The organism is Priestia sp. USM5, from assembly GCF_058323215.1.
Genome location: NZ_JBSGKN010000001.1, coordinates 2,605,685 through 2,620,678, shown reverse-complemented (window position 1 = coordinate 2,620,678; position 14,994 = coordinate 2,605,685). Strand labels below are relative to the sequence as shown.

15 protein-coding genes are annotated in these 14,994 nt (G+C 38.6%); 10 read left to right on the top strand and 5 right to left on the bottom strand.

From position 1 onward, the window contains the following. Positions 1 to 44: 44 nt before the first annotated feature. Both ACWATA_RS14150 and ACWATA_RS14145 read left to right on the top strand, forming a co-directional pair. Positions 45 to 1,046: an N-acetylmuramoyl-L-alanine amidase family protein gene (locus ACWATA_RS14150; protein WP_154991413.1), complete on the top strand. Its 1,002-nt coding sequence runs from the start codon at positions 45 to 47 to the stop codon at positions 1,044 to 1,046. A gap of 97 nt (positions 1,047 to 1,143) precedes the next feature. Continuing rightward, positions 1,144 to 1,323, top strand: a complete 180-nt coding sequence (locus ACWATA_RS14145) for a DUF8096 family protein (RefSeq protein WP_025752091.1) — start codon at positions 1,144 to 1,146, stop codon at positions 1,321 to 1,323. Positions 1,324 to 1,379: 56 nt separating this feature from the next. Here the strand turns inward: ACWATA_RS14145 and ACWATA_RS14140 are convergent, their stop codons facing one another. After that, positions 1,380 to 1,760: a plasmid mobilization protein gene (locus ACWATA_RS14140; protein ID WP_028413582.1), complete on the bottom strand. Its 381-nt coding sequence runs from the start codon at positions 1,758 to 1,760 to the stop codon at positions 1,380 to 1,382. Positions 1,761 to 2,231: 471 nt separating this feature from the next. Between ACWATA_RS14140 and ACWATA_RS14135 the strand changes: the two genes are divergently transcribed. Both ACWATA_RS14135 and ACWATA_RS14130 read left to right on the top strand, forming a co-directional pair. Further along, positions 2,232 to 4,091, top strand: coding sequence for an N-acetylmuramoyl-L-alanine amidase (locus ACWATA_RS14135; RefSeq protein ID WP_154991412.1), 1,860 nt, complete (start codon positions 2,232 to 2,234; stop codon positions 4,089 to 4,091). A gap of 155 nt (positions 4,092 to 4,246) precedes the next feature. Then, the gene (locus ACWATA_RS14130; protein WP_154991411.1) at positions 4,247 to 5,149 is read left to right on the top strand and encodes a GNAT family N-acetyltransferase; all 903 of its coding nucleotides are present in this window, start codon (positions 4,247 to 4,249) and stop codon (positions 5,147 to 5,149) included. Positions 5,150 to 5,169: 20 nt separating this feature from the next. Here ACWATA_RS14130 and ACWATA_RS14125 read toward each other — a convergent pair whose 3' ends face one another. Next, positions 5,170 to 5,715, bottom strand: a complete 546-nt coding sequence (locus ACWATA_RS14125; RefSeq protein WP_028413579.1) for a DUF4825 domain-containing protein — start codon at positions 5,713 to 5,715, stop codon at positions 5,170 to 5,172. An 83-nt stretch (positions 5,716 to 5,798) separates the two neighbouring features. After that, positions 5,799 to 6,530: a ZIP family metal transporter gene (locus ACWATA_RS14120; RefSeq protein ID WP_028413578.1), complete on the bottom strand. Its 732-nt coding sequence runs from the start codon at positions 6,528 to 6,530 to the stop codon at positions 5,799 to 5,801. Positions 6,531 to 6,815: 285 nt separating this feature from the next. On the opposite strand from ACWATA_RS14120, the gene ACWATA_RS14115 reads away from it, so the two are divergent. Then, positions 6,816 to 8,027 (top strand): cytochrome P450, encoded by a 1,212-nt coding sequence (locus ACWATA_RS14115; RefSeq protein ID WP_154991410.1) that lies wholly within the window; start codon positions 6,816 to 6,818, stop codon positions 8,025 to 8,027. 29 nt (positions 8,028 to 8,056) lie between these two features. Here the strand turns inward: ACWATA_RS14115 and ACWATA_RS14110 are convergent, their stop codons facing one another. Continuing rightward, positions 8,057 to 8,635 carry an LOG family protein gene (locus ACWATA_RS14110; RefSeq protein ID WP_028413576.1) on the bottom strand — a complete coding sequence of 193 codons (579 nt, stop codon included), beginning with the start codon at positions 8,633 to 8,635 and terminating at the stop codon, positions 8,057 to 8,059. A 308-nt stretch (positions 8,636 to 8,943) separates the two neighbouring features. Here ACWATA_RS14110 and ACWATA_RS14105 point away from each other — a divergent pair, with 308 nt between their 5' ends. The 3 genes from ACWATA_RS14105 to ACWATA_RS14095 all read left to right on the top strand — a co-directional run bounded on the left by ACWATA_RS14105 (position 8,944) and on the right by ACWATA_RS14095 (position 12,275). Then, positions 8,944 to 10,275 (top strand): NAD-dependent malic enzyme, encoded by a 1,332-nt coding sequence (locus ACWATA_RS14105; protein WP_154991409.1) that lies wholly within the window; start codon positions 8,944 to 8,946, stop codon positions 10,273 to 10,275. A gap of 142 nt (positions 10,276 to 10,417) precedes the next feature. Further along, positions 10,418 to 10,900 (top strand): PH domain-containing protein, encoded by a 483-nt coding sequence (locus ACWATA_RS14100; protein ID WP_013056785.1) that lies wholly within the window; start codon positions 10,418 to 10,420, stop codon positions 10,898 to 10,900. After that, positions 10,893 to 12,275: a PH domain-containing protein gene (locus ACWATA_RS14095; RefSeq protein WP_251440525.1), complete on the top strand. Its 1,383-nt coding sequence runs from the start codon at positions 10,893 to 10,895 to the stop codon at positions 12,273 to 12,275. Before ACWATA_RS14100 ends, ACWATA_RS14095 begins: the two co-directional genes overlap by 8 nt. A 31-nt stretch (positions 12,276 to 12,306) precedes the next feature. Here ACWATA_RS14095 and dsdA read toward each other — a convergent pair whose 3' ends face one another. Then, on the bottom strand, positions 12,307 to 13,665 hold the full coding sequence (gene dsdA, locus ACWATA_RS14090; RefSeq protein WP_154991407.1) for a D-serine ammonia-lyase: 1,359 nt from the start codon (positions 13,663 to 13,665) through the stop codon (positions 12,307 to 12,309). A gap of 162 nt (positions 13,666 to 13,827) precedes the next feature. Between dsdA and ACWATA_RS14085 the strand changes: the two genes are divergently transcribed. Both ACWATA_RS14085 and ACWATA_RS14080 read left to right on the top strand, forming a co-directional pair. After that, positions 13,828 to 14,037, top strand: coding sequence for a cysteine-rich CWC family protein (locus tag ACWATA_RS14085; RefSeq protein WP_033578825.1), 210 nt, complete (start codon positions 13,828 to 13,830; stop codon positions 14,035 to 14,037). A gap of 1 nt (position 14,038) precedes the next feature. Continuing rightward, positions 14,039 to 14,977: a carbohydrate kinase family protein gene (locus ACWATA_RS14080; RefSeq protein WP_034265670.1), complete on the top strand. Its 939-nt coding sequence runs from the start codon at positions 14,039 to 14,041 to the stop codon at positions 14,975 to 14,977. The last annotated feature ends 17 nt before the right edge of the window (positions 14,978 to 14,994 follow it).

The window sequence follows — 14,994 nt, the reverse complement described above, 5'->3', positions numbered from 1 at the left end:
CGCTTATTCATGCATATGCTACGGATAAGGAGGAGACAGGTTATATGAAAAAAATTTATTTAGATGCAGGTCACGGAGGGGCAGATCTAGGAGCTGTAGCCAGCGGGTTATATGAAAAAGACGTAGTGTTAGCTGTTCAACAGTACATCATCTCTTTTCTTTCTGCTCACTATCAAGGATTTTCTCTTTGCACAACGCGTACAACCGATGTGTTTTTGTCATTAAATGAACGGGTCAACAAAGCCAATGTGTGGGGGGCTGATGTATACTTATCTATTCATATAAGTTCAGGTGGCGAAACGGGATATGAAGATTTTATTTATAGCAAAAATATAAATAACCAAACCATTGTGTTACGAAACGATATTCACGATCATGTGAAGTTTGTTCTCGCTAAATACAATCACTCTAACCGAGGCAGGAAATTAGCTAATTATAGTGTGTTAAGGCGTTCATATATGCCGTCTGTATTAACTGAAATTGGGTTTATTGATACAGAACACGATGCAAAGCTCTTAAAAAATCCTCAATTTCTAAAAGATATGGGGGTGGCATATGCAAAAGGGATTGCGCAGTTTTTAAACTTGGAGCCTAAATCTACAGATTCTGTGGGAGATCCTGACGAAGAAGGGTTTCTAAAGCCTACTTTTTTATATAAACCTTTATGGATAAAAACAACCGAGGATAAGGAGACGTATAAGTATACCAATATGTCAGAGAGAACAGGTTATTTAAAAAAGAATACCCTCTTTCAAGTTGATAGTGAAACGCATGCAGCCTGGATAATTGATGGAGAACATTTTATTGAAAAAAAAGATACAATCATTGAAGGAGAAACTATCACAACTGCGGAATTAACAAAAGAGAATATGGAAACATTAAAAGTGTTTGTGACGAAAGAAAAGTTAGAAACAGCGGTAACCTTTTCTGAAGAAGGAGCTGCGGTAGCCATCTTTACACTTCACGATAAAAAAATATTGAATGTAAAAGCATTTTTAGATAGAGAAAAATGGTGGTACAAAGCTGAACGGATAAAAACATCGTGAAGAAACCTGCTTGTTTTTTTGAAGCTTTCACCCTAGTAATTTTACTTATTTTTGATAGAATATAAAGAGCTGAATCGTAAAGATGCATAAAGGTGTGATGGAAATGGAAGAGCAACAAGAAGCGATTGATTTAACAAAAGTATATGTATATGAGGAGTTTCCGGATAAAGTTGCAGGCAGATGCGATAACTGTGGACATGTGAAATTTAAAAGCTTAGTAAAAGACTTTATTTTTATCCGTACATGCGCAAAGTGCGGCATGAAAAAAAGTATTTAAATCCCTACTTCTTTATAAAAAACGCTCTTTTCTAAAATGAAAAGAGCGTTTTTTCTCTATTTAACGTATAAATGATCGCTAAGCTGCTCTGAAATAGTTTCTACATCTTCTTGCACATGTTTTTGTTTTTTCATCATTTCTAACAGGATTTGTTCAAGGTTCTGTGAATGATTTTGCTTATCTTTTGGTTTATGTAAATACTTTGCGATTTGATGCATATTATTGCTTAGCCGGCTTAGCTCAGACTCAATTTTTCGTAGGTTAACTAATAGTTCCACACCTGCTTCTTTGCCGATTAAAGGCGGCTTAACTTTTCCGTCCATAATAAATTTTCGAATGAGAGACGTTCGTTTTAAATTATAGTGTTCAATAAGTTCCTCTAATTTTTCTTTTTCTTCTTCATTCAACTTAATTGCTGGAATGCTGTGTCCTCTCATAAGGTATCTCCTTTCAAGAGCAGTTCTTGCTGCGTTCAATCATATGTAAACATTCTCTTGTCTTTAATAATAGCAACCTTTTCCATGGTTAACTATGGTGAAAAGTTACTAAAATGTCGAACGTACAGTCTGTTAAAAAACTGGTAAATTAAGAAATTTGGTTTAGTAATAGTTGAATTATAGAAGTAATGTCATTATCTACAATATTGCTGCTTTATTAAAAAGGCAGCCAAGGGGATGAATATACCGCCTTTGTACTCACCATTTTTGAAAGCGCAGTTTTAAAGAAGAGGGATGGTTTTTATCGTTTTTTCCTCCTACCACATCTTTCCTCCTAGTAACTCTGTCGAATCTTCTAGACTATTGTCTCAAGGGAATAGAAAGAAAGAAGACGAAATGGTTGAGAACGAGGTAAAGTCATATTATGTCTTTATTCACCTCATTTACATACTTTACGGGGGAGGAATACGTTTGAAACTAAAAAAACGATTAAAACTAAACAAGATGGGGGCAGCCATGCTTGCGGCTGGGGTTATATGTACAGGTTATACGCCTATTCATATGCTACAAGCGCCTCTAGTCGCTCAGGCTGCAGAGAATCAGTCGGACTCTTTGGAGCTAGCATTTGCACAAGCATCTAAAGAATTTGGTGTGCCAGCTTCGCTTTTAAAAGCAATTTCCTACAACAAGTCGCGCTGGGAAAGTCATAATGGGAAACCTAGCGCAGCCGGGGGATACGGCCTCATGCATTTAACAGACATCCCTTTTTTAGAAGATGGAAAAGGAAACGGAACTGCGTCTTCACAACCAGCATATGACAAACAGCAAACGCTCTCCTTAGCTGCTAAGCTGCTTAAGTCAGATAAAGAAAGATTAAAAAATGACCCTGTGCAAAATATTCGTGGTGGCGCTGCTGTACTAGCTTTTATTGCAAAAGACAAAAATGGAAACGTACCGTCTACTGATCAGAAATGGTACGACGCAGTTGCCGCTTACAGTTCTTCTCAAGATAAAGAAAACGCTCAAGTATTTGCCGATGATGTATATGAAACGCTGGAAAAAGGGGCAGAGCGTACAACATCAGATGGACAGCATCTTAAAATTTCTCCTCAACATATAGATATGTCGATTCCTCGTGCTGAAAATTCCAATACGAATAAAGCGGATTGTCCGGCATCTTTAAAATGTGAATACATTCCTGCTTTTTACGGGAAATTCAGCGAAAGTCCTTCAGATTACGGAAACTATGATATTGCAAATCGTCAAAAATCAGATGTTCGCTATATTGTTATTCACGATACAGAAGTAAGTTATGACGGAACCATTGATTTGTTTGCTAACCCTAACAGAGCAGCTGCAAACTATGTCATACGTTCAAGTGATGGACACATTGCACAGATGATTGATAACAAAGATGTAGCATGGCATGCAGGAAACTGGTATTTTAATACGCACAGTATTGGAATCGAACATGAAGGGTTCGCCCTTGAAGGATCCACGTGGTTTACAGAAGAAATGTACCGTTCTTCAGCAAGACTCGTACGCCACCTTGCCAAAGAATATCATATTCCATTAGACCGAGCTCATATTATCGGTCATGACGAGGTACCGGGTTTGTCTCCTAAGGCTCAATCAGGTATGCATTCGGATCCCGGGCCGTTTTGGGATTGGGGGCACTATATGGATTTAGTAGGAAGCCCAGTCGAGCGCCAGCATACAAGCAAACTAGCCGTTACAATTAATCCCGTCTTTGAAAACAATCAGCCAGAGGTATCAGATGCACCAAAGCAGCCGGCCAACTTTGTGTATTTGCATCAAGCTCCTAGCAATGATTCACCGCTACTGAATGAGCCTGCAGCTTCAGGGCCAGGAACGAAACAAACGTTAGACTGGGGAAGCAAAGCTGTAACGGGCCAAACGTACGCAGTCGCTGAGACAAAAGGAGAATGGACAGCGATTTGGTACGGAGGACAAAAAGCGTGGTTTTATAATCCACATAATCAAAATACGAGTAAAGGTACGGGCATATTATTAACGCCAAAAGCAGGAAAAGAAAGCATTCAAGTGTACGGAGGAGCTTTCCCGGAAGCTTCAGCCTATCCTTCTGATATCCCGGTTAAAGACATGGTCCCACTTCAGTATACAATCTCTCCGGATCAGGTGTACGTAGGGGTAGAAAAAGTAAAGAGTGACTATTACTATGCACCCACTTTTACAACAAATCCAAACGATCACAAAATGATTGTGGGAAAAGATGAATATTATCAAATTTATTTTAATCACCGCTATGCGTTTGTGAAAGCTTCGGATGTAGAGATTAAAAAACAATAGAATAGAGTGTTAAAAGAAAGGAAGAGACAGGGTGTATAAAGGGTTTGTCTCTTCCTTTCCTTTTTAAAACCACAAAAATTCAGAATGTTATTGATGATTTTTCCTTATAATGGTTTTTTAGCTTATTATCTTTTTAAAAAAGGAAGGAATGTCCTGTGATTATAATTAAGCCTTTAAGTCAGTGTTCTTTTTCTGATGCGCTAGAAGCATTTAATAAGGGTTTTGAAGATTATTACATTCCGGTTGAGATGTCACTAGATCAATTCATTTGTAGGTTTGGTGTGGATCGTTTATCTGTCGAGCATTCTTTTGTCGCTTTTTATAATGACACACCAGCTGGAATTATGTTAAATGGAATAAAAAGAGTCAAAGGAAAGAAACATGCTTGGAATGGAGGTACAAGCGTAGCATTCCTTTACCGAAAAATGGGAATTGGTGAAGCCTTACTAAAAGCTACACTTGAGAAATATCAGCAGCAAGGAGTAGTGGAAGCCAGTCTGGAAGCATTTACAGTCAATAAAAAAGCCATTCACCTTTATGAGAAATATGGATATGAAATTGTAGATACGCTTTTCTTTCTAAAGCATAGAGGTAGTTTTCCCGCTTCTTTACTTAAAAAGAAGAATCAGCTTGCGTATTCGTTAAAGCGAAGGCTTGCAAAAGATATTCAGAACCTCCCCTTTTATACATACGACGTTCCGTGGAAAAATCAATTTGACTGTATTCGTGATGGAGAATCGTTTATTGCGTTGAATGAAAGAAACGAAGAAGTTGGCTATCTATTATTTCAAAAGAATTTTTCTTCCATAGGCATCGTGAATTCCGTTACTTTTTATCAAGGAAGCGTTAAGGAACATATCTCAAATTCAGAGGACGTTCTGGGCTTTTTATTAGCAACCATTTTTAATATGTATGGACCAATTGCTTACAATACACATAATGTACCTGAAAAAGGAAATAGCTTACTCGTGAAAATGTTAAAATCATTTGGTTTTCAAGATTTATATACAGATGAAGGAATCAAACTTGAGCAGGTGTTTATGAAAAAACAACTTTAAAAAGCGGCAATGGGCCGCTTTTACTGCATTTCCGTAATTGGATGTGCATCATAAAATTCCTCGATTTTTTCTTGCTGCCCTTCGTATTTTGCTTTCCATGCTTGAGTCCCGTCCTTATAATTGCGCAGATCTGTTCCGTAGAAGTCGGTTAACTCTTTTCGAGTAATCGTGATTGTCTGAGGAACAGTCGTGTTAATAGTAAAGTGAACGCTGTCAACATTTTGTACGGCAGAAAGTAAAATGGTTGCGTTATGTAAAAGTGTACGTTTAGTTTTAACAGACGTCCAGCTTTTTTCAAACGCATGCTGATTATCTGTTGCAGCGTAGTTAATTGCTAAGTAGTAAGGTTTTTGCGCATTTTGAAAAGTTATACCTTTTAAATAAACGTGTCCTGGAAGTTTATTTGTTATTTCTTCTATTGAAGTATCACGTTTTAAAGAAGAAGTATGATGAATAGAAGAAGCAGAGACTCTTTCAGCAGACAGATTATTATGAGGTGCATAGGCACACCCTGATAGGCAAGTGAGCACTATACAAAGTGTAAGAGAAGCATCTATTTTTTTCATAATGGTAACTCCTTTTGTTTATATCTACTTGTAAAGACGAAAGACCTACACTTTTTGTTTCATACAAAATATAAATTTATTCATTAAAAAGACAGATAATCCAAAATAATAGAAGTTAATAACCCTAATGAAGCAATAAAACCAATAACAGGACCACCTTCTTCAAAAGCTTCCGGCAACATCGTAGAAGCAACCATGGCCACAATTCCACCACCGGCAAATGAGGCAATAAAGCCCATCATGTTTGGGGTAGCGTCTTGAAGAAATAGATATCCAATCCAAGAGCAAAGAGCTGATATAAAGAAGACCGAAAGCCATAATGAAAAAATTTTCTTTCGCTTATATTGGCTTTTTAGTAGTCCGCTTGTCCCGGAGATTCCTTCCGGTATATTGCTGATAAAAATAGAAACAACAAGCAGCCAGCTAACGTGGTGCTGTTCAATCAAACTTGCGCCAATCATCAGTGATTCAGGTATAGCATCCATAATGGTACCAATAAAAATGGCTAGTCCTGAGCTAGCTGGGACAAGGTGGTTTGAACGTTTTCTTTTGTGAGCACCTTTTTTAGCTAAAGACATATCAAGAAGAGTAAAAAGTGCTGCGCCTGTTAAGAAGCCTAAAGAAGAAGCAATAATTCCCGCTTCTTTTACCGAATCTTGAATGAGCTCGTAAGCAGCAGCTCCTAACAAAACGCCCGTGCCAAAAGCCATAATATAAGCAGTCAACTGTTTTTTTAAAGGTACAAAAATAGCTATAATAGCGCCAATTAATACAGCTGAGCCTGAGACACCACCCCACATAAGGGCATCTATCACATGAGATCCCTACTTTCTTGCGTACTTATTTGTAGTGTAACCATCTATGTGATTATTATGAAACAAGATAAAAGAACTAAAAAAATGGAAAAGAATCACTGATTTAGACCTTAAATAAAATAAGTCTTCTGTATAATTGACAAAATTTTCTGATTATGTCCGTTGAAAGTGAAAAAACCTTGTGATAGTCTGATCAAAAGATATAAAGATGGAAAAAAATTCTTTCATCTGTAGAAGGTCAAAAAACTTAATGAGGTCACTTTTAACCGAAAGAAGGAAGACGAGATGAATCCAAAAGCAGTGAAAAGAGAAAATCGTTATGCTAACTTAATTCCTATGCAAGAAATTAAATCCGTTGAACAGCAGCTTTACCCATTTGATATTTATAACAGTCTGCGTCAAGAAGCACCTATTCGTTACGATGAAAGCCGAAACTGCTGGGATGTATTTGATTATGAAACAGTAAAGTATATTTTAAAAAACCCGTCGCTTTTTTCATCCAAACGAGCAATGGAAGAACGCCAAGAAAGTATCTTAATGATGGATCCTCCAAAACACACAAAATTACGAAACTTAGTGAATAAAGCTTTTACACCAAGAGCTATTCAGCACTTGGAGGGTCATATTGAAGAGATTGCAGATTATTTATTAGATGAAGTAAGCAGCAAAAAAAAGTTTGATATAGTAGAAGATTTTGCTGGACCACTGCCGATTATTGTAATAGCTGAGCTGCTAGGAGTACCTATACAAGATCGAGCACTGTTTAAAAAGTACTCCGATGACTTAGTGAGCGGTGCTGAAAATAATTCAGACGAAGCTTTTGCGAAAATGATGCAAAAGCGTAATGAAGGGGTGCTTTTTTTACAAAAGTATTTTAAAGAAATTATCGCTGAGCGTCAGAGAAAGAAACAAGAAGATCTGATTTCGCTGCTTTTAGAAGCAGAAATTGATGGCGAACATTTAACAGAAGAGGAAGTACTAGGGTTTTGTATTCTATTGCTAGTAGCAGGCAATGAAACAACAACAAACTTAATTACGAACGGAGTCCGGTATATGACAGAAGACGTAGACATACAGAATGAAGTTCGTCAAGACATATCCCTAGTTCCGAATCTCGTGGAAGAAACGCTCCGCTATTATCCTCCTATTCAAGCGATTGGACGCATAGCCGCTGAAGATGTAGAACTTGGAGAGTGTAAAATTAAAAAAGGGCAGCAGGTAATTAGCTGGGCAGCAAGTGCAAATAGAGATTCAGCTAAGTTTGAACGGTCTAACACTTTTGTCGTGCGTCGTAAAACGAATCCTCACGTAAGCTTTGGTTTTGGCATCCATTTTTGCTTAGGAGCACCGTTAGCAAGAATGGAAGGGAAAATTGCCTTTGCTAAATTACTAGAAAAAGGGGAATTTTCCAAAGTTGAGAATCAGTCTTTAAAGCCAATAGATAGCCCTTTTGTTTTTGGGGTAAAAAAATATGAAATTACTTTTGATAACGCCTGAAAAGCGAGCGCAAATGATGCGCTTGCTTTTTAGCGTTCAGTCTTCCATTTTTGGTCCTCTGAAGGAGACGTATAGGTGTCCATTGAAGAGATAAGCTGTTCGGGAGTATCAGAAATATTGATGAGACGAATAGCAGAATCCGTAGAAAATCCTTCATCTACTGCATGCTGAACCATTTGCATAAGCGGGTTGTAGTAGCCGTTTACATTTAATAACCCCACTGGTTTTTTATGTATGCCAATTTGAGCCCAGCAAAGAGCTTCAAACAGCTCTTCAAATGTCCCGAAACCTCCAGGAAGGGCAATATAAGCATCTGCTAACTCGTGCATAGTTGCTTTTCGCTCGTGCATGCTCTCTACTTCGATGAGTTCTGTCAGCGCGGTATGAACAATTTCACCGCTAAACAAACCGCGGGGCATAATACCAATGACTTCGCCCCCATGTTCAAGCATTTCATTTGCGACTTCTCCCATCAGGCCCATTCGTGAGCCTCCGTAAATCAGCCGGTAGTTTTCTTGGGCCATGTAGCGTCCTAGCGAGACGGCGGCCTCTTTATATTCTGTTTTTATTCCTGCGCTTGATCCTGCAAACACACAAATTGATTTCAATTTCTTCACTCCTTTGTTTCTTCTCTATATAAGTCTTTTCTGTTTATGAACAACAAAATCCTTCTTAATAATTTATGAATTTTCACAATGTCATCGCTTGATTATTCTAAAAACTTTGCTTATAATCAAAGCGAAACATCTGTTTGAAAGCGTTATCTATTTCTTTTCTTTTGATGAAAAAGAGAGTACGCATAGATCTACTTGTAAGATAAGTAGATAATATGAACTTATGGGAAATTGGACCGTTTTAAACGCTTCATTAGTAAGTATACGTACTTGCAGGATTAGGACAAGGGGGATATGGGGATATGATGAATAATTTAATACGCACATTAATGGTACAAACACCGACTGTACCAGGAAACTTAGGAAGAGTAGCAACAGCCATTGGAAATGTAGGAGGAGACATTGGCGAGGTTGAAACCGTTAAAGTAGGACATAACTACACGATGAGAAGTATTACGGTTCAAGTAGAAAGTGAAGACCAGCTTGAGGAATTGCTTGAAGCGGTTCGCAGTTTAGAAGGCATTACTTTACATACAGTATCAGATGAAGTTCTTCATGCACATGAAGGCGGTAAAATTCAAATGAAAAGCAAAATGAAAATTGAGTCGATCGCTGACTTAAGAAGAGTATATACACCAGGTGTAGCAAACGTTTGCCGTGCTATTCAAGAACAGCCCGACAAAGCTAAAATTTATACGAGCATTGGAAACACGGTTGCGATTGTAACGGATGGTACCGCTATACTAGGACTAGGGAATATTGGTCCAGTTGCAGGAATGCCTGTTATGGAAGGAAAAGCTGCGTTATTTGATCAGCTTGCCAGTGTAAACGCTATCCCTATTTTGTTGAGTGTAAATGAGCCGGAAGAAATCATTCAAACGGTTAAAAATATTTCACCAGGATTTGGCGGTATTTTACTAGAAGATATAGGGTCGCCTCACTGCTTTGAAATTGAAGAACGTTTAAAAGAAGAGCTAGATATTCCAGTTATGCATGATGATCAACACGGAACAGCAGTTGTGACGCTAGCAGCAGCTATCTCAGCTTGTCGCAGCACAGGTGTGAATTTGAAAGAAGCAAAAGTAGGGCAGATTGGTTTAGGAGCTGCTGGTATCGCTACTTGCAGAATGTTCATGGCTTACGGTGTCAAACAAGTGATAGGAGCTGATAAGTCTCCTGAAGCGAATGAGCGCTTGGTCAGCTACGGTGGAAAAGTAGCGGATTCATTAGAAGAGCTTATGGAGAACTGTGATATTGTTATTGCGACAACAGGTGTACCTGGCTTAATACAGAAAGAATGGATTCGAAAAGGGCAAATCATTTTAGCACTTTCTAATCCAAAACCAGAAATTGAACCTGAAGATGCTCTTGAAGCAGGAGCTATTTATGCTACTGACGGAAGGTCAGTGAATAATGTGCTTGGCTTCCCAGGTATTTTCAGAGGAGTATTAAATGCGGGAGTGCGTGATATTACGCATACGATGCTTGTAGCTGCAGCTGAAGCCATTGCAAATTCAACGCGTCCAGGCGATTTAGTTCCTCACCCTCTTAATCTAGCTGTACACGAAGCAGTATCTGAAGCAGTTGAAAGAGCGGCTGTTGCACACGGAGAGAAAGACGGCGTTTATCGATAACAAACAAGGCTGCCTCGAAATAGGCAGCCTTGTTTGTTTTTTATCAAAAAATAATAAGAAAATAGTAAACGATGAAACTTTTTTCCTTTTTTAACGTAATATAGTAATAGAAATAGTAAAAAAGGTAGAGAAAGGAGTTTTTATGGAGTTTGAACATTTAAAGGGCAAATTGCCCCTCGAGGCTAAAAAAGCGATGCGCTGGCAATCCATTTTTACACATAGCCTGTGGCTTCTGGCAACAGCGGGTTATTTTCTACTCGTTCATTTTTTTGATTGGTGGTCAATTATTGGATGGATATCAGCTGGACTATTAGTCGTGAGCTTTATCATATATACAATTATAGCTCCAAATGTATATATGAATGTATATTCATATGAAGTAACAGATACTCAAATTGATGTGCAAAGAGGGCTCTTCATCTGGTATCATACGAAAATTCCCCTTGTGAAAGTACAGCACGTTGAAACGTTGACAGGGCCGATTTTTCGAAAATTTGACTTGGCATCTGTTAAAATCATCACAGCAGCTGGAAGCGTCGAAATTCCTGCACTCGTACAAAGAGATGCTGAAGCACTGCGAGAGTATATTGCTAGACTAGCAGAGGTAGATGATGAAGATGAGTAAGCGGCTGCATCCGCTATATATTGCAATAGCATTTACTGAACATATAAAAAATAATATCCTGCCTTTTGTGTTTGTATTTATCGTCAATCGGCACCTGTTGTTTACATATTGGTGGGCAACGCTATTAGCGGGAGGCGTAGTCGCTTTATTTGCTTTTTTTACCTGGAGGGAATTTCGTTATGAAGTAACGGAAACGGAAGTGCGTCTGTATAAAGGGATTTTTAAAAAAGAAAAACGATTTATTCAACGAAATCGCATTCAATCGATTCAGTTAGATCAGCCGTTTGTCTTTAGAATTCTTCGCTTAGCTCGGCTTCGTATTGACACGGCCAGCAGCGGTACGGATGCTGAAATTGATTTATCTGGTATTTCACTAAAAGAAGCGCACCATCTTAAAGATACGTTAAAGCTGTCAGGGAGTCAGCCGGAAATAACAGAAAAAAGTCCTGAACGTATGATGAAAGTGTCGGTGAAACAGCTGGCGTTAGCTGCTGCGTTTTCCGGGAATTTTGGCTATATATTTGCTGCTCTTGGTTTTCTCTATCAGTATATTGATACGTATATCAACCGCTGGGTGAAGACAGCTTACGAAGAAGTGATTCATCAATCGATGCTTGGTTTATTTGTATTAGTGGCTGCAATTGTGGTGCTTGCTTATTTGCTGTCTATCGTTTTATATGTGATACGATTTGGCGGTTTCACAGTGGAACGCTACGATCATTATCTACATATTAAATACGGACTATTAAATAAGAAATCCCTTACGATTCCTTTTCATAAAATACAGGCTGTTACGATAGAGGAAGGGTTGGTTCGACGCTTATTTGGATGGTCTTCCGTTTCGTTAAATGTCGTAACCTCTGATTTAAAAGAAAAGGTCTATTTACACCCGTTTATCCAGCAAAAAGAGATTTCAGCGTTAATGAACGTATATGTCCCGCACTACGAATATATAAAGTGTCCAAGAAATACAGCTATTCAATATGCATGGTACCCATTACTATTACCGCTCTTGTTATTTGCAGCGGCAGGGATTGGCATCAGCTTTTGGAAATCAATGTTCGTGTGGGTTATTGCTGTGCTATGCCTTGCGTATGTACTTATTCACTGGTTGGGCTATCGCCAAGGCGGCTTAATGATGAACGAGGTATTTGTCGCTATTCGCTCACAGTTTTTAACACGAAAAACCACGATTATTAGAAGGAAGAAAGTGGAACAAATTGAGGTGTTTGCAGGCACCTTTTTATGGAAAAAAGGATACAGGAAAATAAAAATTTCAACTATGGGTACAAGCGGCAGCTATAAATCGGGATATTTTCCATTTGAAATTTGGCATCCTATCTTTCTGCAAGCTACTTCTTCTAAAAAGGCATGAAGAACATCATTGTTCTTCATGCCTTTTGACGTTATCTATTCATTAACTTTTTTCCTTGCTCGTAATAGCTATTCATCACGTCAGCGGGCACCATACTGCCTCCAGTTGACCATACAAGGTGAGTAGCTTTTGACATATCGTTTTCTAGTGCTTGCGCTTGTATATAGGAAGACCCGCTTTCCATCAGGTGAAGAGGCCCTTGTAAACCAGCCGCTGCTGAAGGTTCTATATACATATTTTCACGATTGGCTAGCTCATAAATAAATCGGAAAAGCTGATCATCTTCTACAGTATAAATTCCGCTAATAAGCGATTTTATCGTTTCGCCTACAAAGCTAGATGGCCTTCCTACAGCTAGTCCATCGGCAGCTGTTATGTTATCAAGTCCAATATCGGTAACGGAAATGCCATCATGCAGCTCGGTCATTAATCCAAGCAGCATGCAAGGAGAGTGAGTAGGTTCAGCAAAAAAGCAGTGAACATGATCACCGTATATTGCTTTTAATCCAAACGTAATACCGCCAGGACCTCCGCCTACTCCGCAAGGTAAATAGACAAATAAAGGATGTTCAGCGTCTACTTGAATTTGCAGCTCGGCTAGCTGCTTTTCCAAGCGTAAGGCAGCGACGGAATAACCAAGAAATAAATCTCTAGACTGCTCATCGTCAATAAAATGACAGGCGGGGTCTGCTTCGGCTTGCTTTCGTCCTTCTTCCACGGCTTTTCCGTAGTCAGACTGATATTCAATAACGGTTACGCCTTTCGAACGAAGCAAATCTTTTTTCCATTTCTTCGCATCGGCTGACATATGGACGGTGACGTTAAAGCCGAGAGCGGCGCTTATAATACCAATGCTTAAACCTAAATTACCGGTAGATCCTACTGCAATAGAATAAGAAGAAAATAACTTTTTACATCGTTCTTCAGCTAGAAGAGCGTAGCTGTCTTCTTCGGTAAGCAGCCCTTCTTTGATAGCAAGACTTTCAGCAAATTTTAATACTTCATAAATGCCGCCTCTTGCTTTAATAGAACCTGATATAGGAAGATCGTGATCGCATTTCATCAATAATTTTCCTTGCAGCTCGTTATTCATTTGTTGATTTAAATAGTCTTTCATGTATGCAATTTCTTGAAGAGGTGATTCAATGATTCCTTTTGATGCTTTTAGCTCCGGAAAAGCGATTTGAAGAAAAGAAGAAAAGCGAGAAAGTCGCTCTTTTGCATCTTTTATATCTTTGGTATGTAAAGAAAGAGACGAAAGTGCTTCTTGAGCAGGTTTTAAATAAGGATTTATCCAAAGTATTTCCTGTTTATTGATTAAAGGTGTTAATAAAGGATATTCACGGATCCATGTAGCAAGGGGTTTTTGGTGAAATAAATGTATCGTCATAAAGGCTCCTTTCTCAATATGTTATTTCCTTTATATGTATAGTATCAAGAATAGAAGAAGTTGAAAACGAAAATATCAAAAAGCAGAAAGCGCATTTTAACTGCCTCTTGTATACTAATAAAGATAACTTATACAACTGCATAGAAAAAAGGAGAGGAATTTATGGCATTTTCAGGCGATGATAGCAGATGTCCCATCTGCGGAGAGAAAAATAACTGTGCTTCTGTACAAGGCAGAGAAATAGAAAAGTGTTGGTGCATGCAGAAAGTTTTTACTCCTGATTTGTTTAAACAAATTCCTTTAGAAAGCAGAGGGAAAGCATGTGTATGCGTCAAATGCGTTGCGAGACAGAAGGAAGAAGGCGGGGATTAACGTGAAAAAAGGAATTATTTCATACGGTGAGGCATTTATTGATTTTATCGCCAAAAATGAATCTAACACTGACTTTGACCCTTTTTTAGGAGGTACAACCGTTAACGTAGCAGTTGGAGTTCAGAAGTTAGGAGCAAAAGCATCTTATATCTGCAAGTTAGGGAGTGATGAAACAAGTGATTTTGTAAGAAAGAAGCTTTTAATTGAAGGAGTAAACCAAAGCGGCTGTGTAACTTCGGTGACGAAAAAAGTTTGTGAAGTGTATGTACATAAAAGTAAAGAAGGAGATCGTTACTTTCATTCCTACATAGATTCTACCCCTCATGAGCAAGTGTATAAATATGAGCTGCAGGAAGCTTTATTTGAGAAGGCAGCGATTTTTTATTTTGGATCAGGCACTTTGTTTCATCCGATTTCCCAGGAAACTACAAGAGAAGCTGTGAGGCTCGCAAAAAAATATCGTATGCTGGTAGCTTTTGATCCGAATATTCGAATGAAAAGATGGGAAAGTGAAGCAGCATGTAGAAATATTGTAACATCGTTTTTGTACGAAACAGATATTTTGAAAATCTCTCAAGATGAGCTCCTATTTTTGATGAATTCAACAGATCTGACAGAAAGCCTAGAAAAACTGAGAGCGTATCATATTCCGTTCGTATGGGTCACTCAAGGAGAAAAGGGCGCAGTAGCAGTTACTGCAAATCAAACGCTTCATGTGAGTGCAAAAAAAGTACAGGCGATAGACACGACGGGAGCGGGGGATGCATTTATGGCAGGAATTCTCTGGTGTATTCACGAAAAAGGTTTGCCTGAACGTGAGGAGTCATGTAAGCAGTACACAATGTTTGCCAACGCGTTAGGTGGAGCAGTTTCGGCGAGATACGGAGGAATAATTTCACTGAAAGCAAAAGAAGTATCTAGTATAAAAGCAGGTAGCTGATAGCTACCTGCTTTTGA

What these genes read in the sequence shown, in the direction of transcription:
- ACWATA_RS14095 (WP_251440525.1), top strand. Translation starts at nt 10,893, where the DNA reads ATGAGTAAGCGGCTGCATCCGCTATATATTGCAATAGCATTTACTGAA.
- ACWATA_RS14150 (WP_154991413.1), top strand. Translation starts at nt 45, where the DNA reads ATGAAAAAAATTTATTTAGATGCAGGTCACGGAGGGGCAGATCTAGGA.
- ACWATA_RS14085 (WP_033578825.1), top strand. Translation starts at nt 13,828, where the DNA reads ATGGCATTTTCAGGCGATGATAGCAGATGTCCCATCTGCGGAGAGAAA.
- ACWATA_RS14115 (WP_154991410.1), top strand. Translation starts at nt 6,816, where the DNA reads ATGAATCCAAAAGCAGTGAAAAGAGAAAATCGTTATGCTAACTTAATT.
- ACWATA_RS14100 (WP_013056785.1), top strand. Translation starts at nt 10,418, where the DNA reads ATGGAGTTTGAACATTTAAAGGGCAAATTGCCCCTCGAGGCTAAAAAA.
- ACWATA_RS14145 (WP_025752091.1), top strand. Translation starts at nt 1,144, where the DNA reads ATGGAAATGGAAGAGCAACAAGAAGCGATTGATTTAACAAAAGTATAT.
- ACWATA_RS14125 (WP_028413579.1), bottom strand. Translation starts at nt 5,715, where the DNA reads ATGAAAAAAATAGATGCTTCTCTTACACTTTGTATAGTGCTCACTTGC.
- ACWATA_RS14140 (WP_028413582.1), bottom strand. Translation starts at nt 1,760, where the DNA reads ATGAGAGGACACAGCATTCCAGCAATTAAGTTGAATGAAGAAGAAAAA.
- ACWATA_RS14105 (WP_154991409.1), top strand. Translation starts at nt 8,944, where the DNA reads ATGATGAATAATTTAATACGCACATTAATGGTACAAACACCGACTGTA.
- dsdA (WP_154991407.1), bottom strand. Translation starts at nt 13,665, where the DNA reads ATGACGATACATTTATTTCACCAAAAACCCCTTGCTACATGGATCCGT.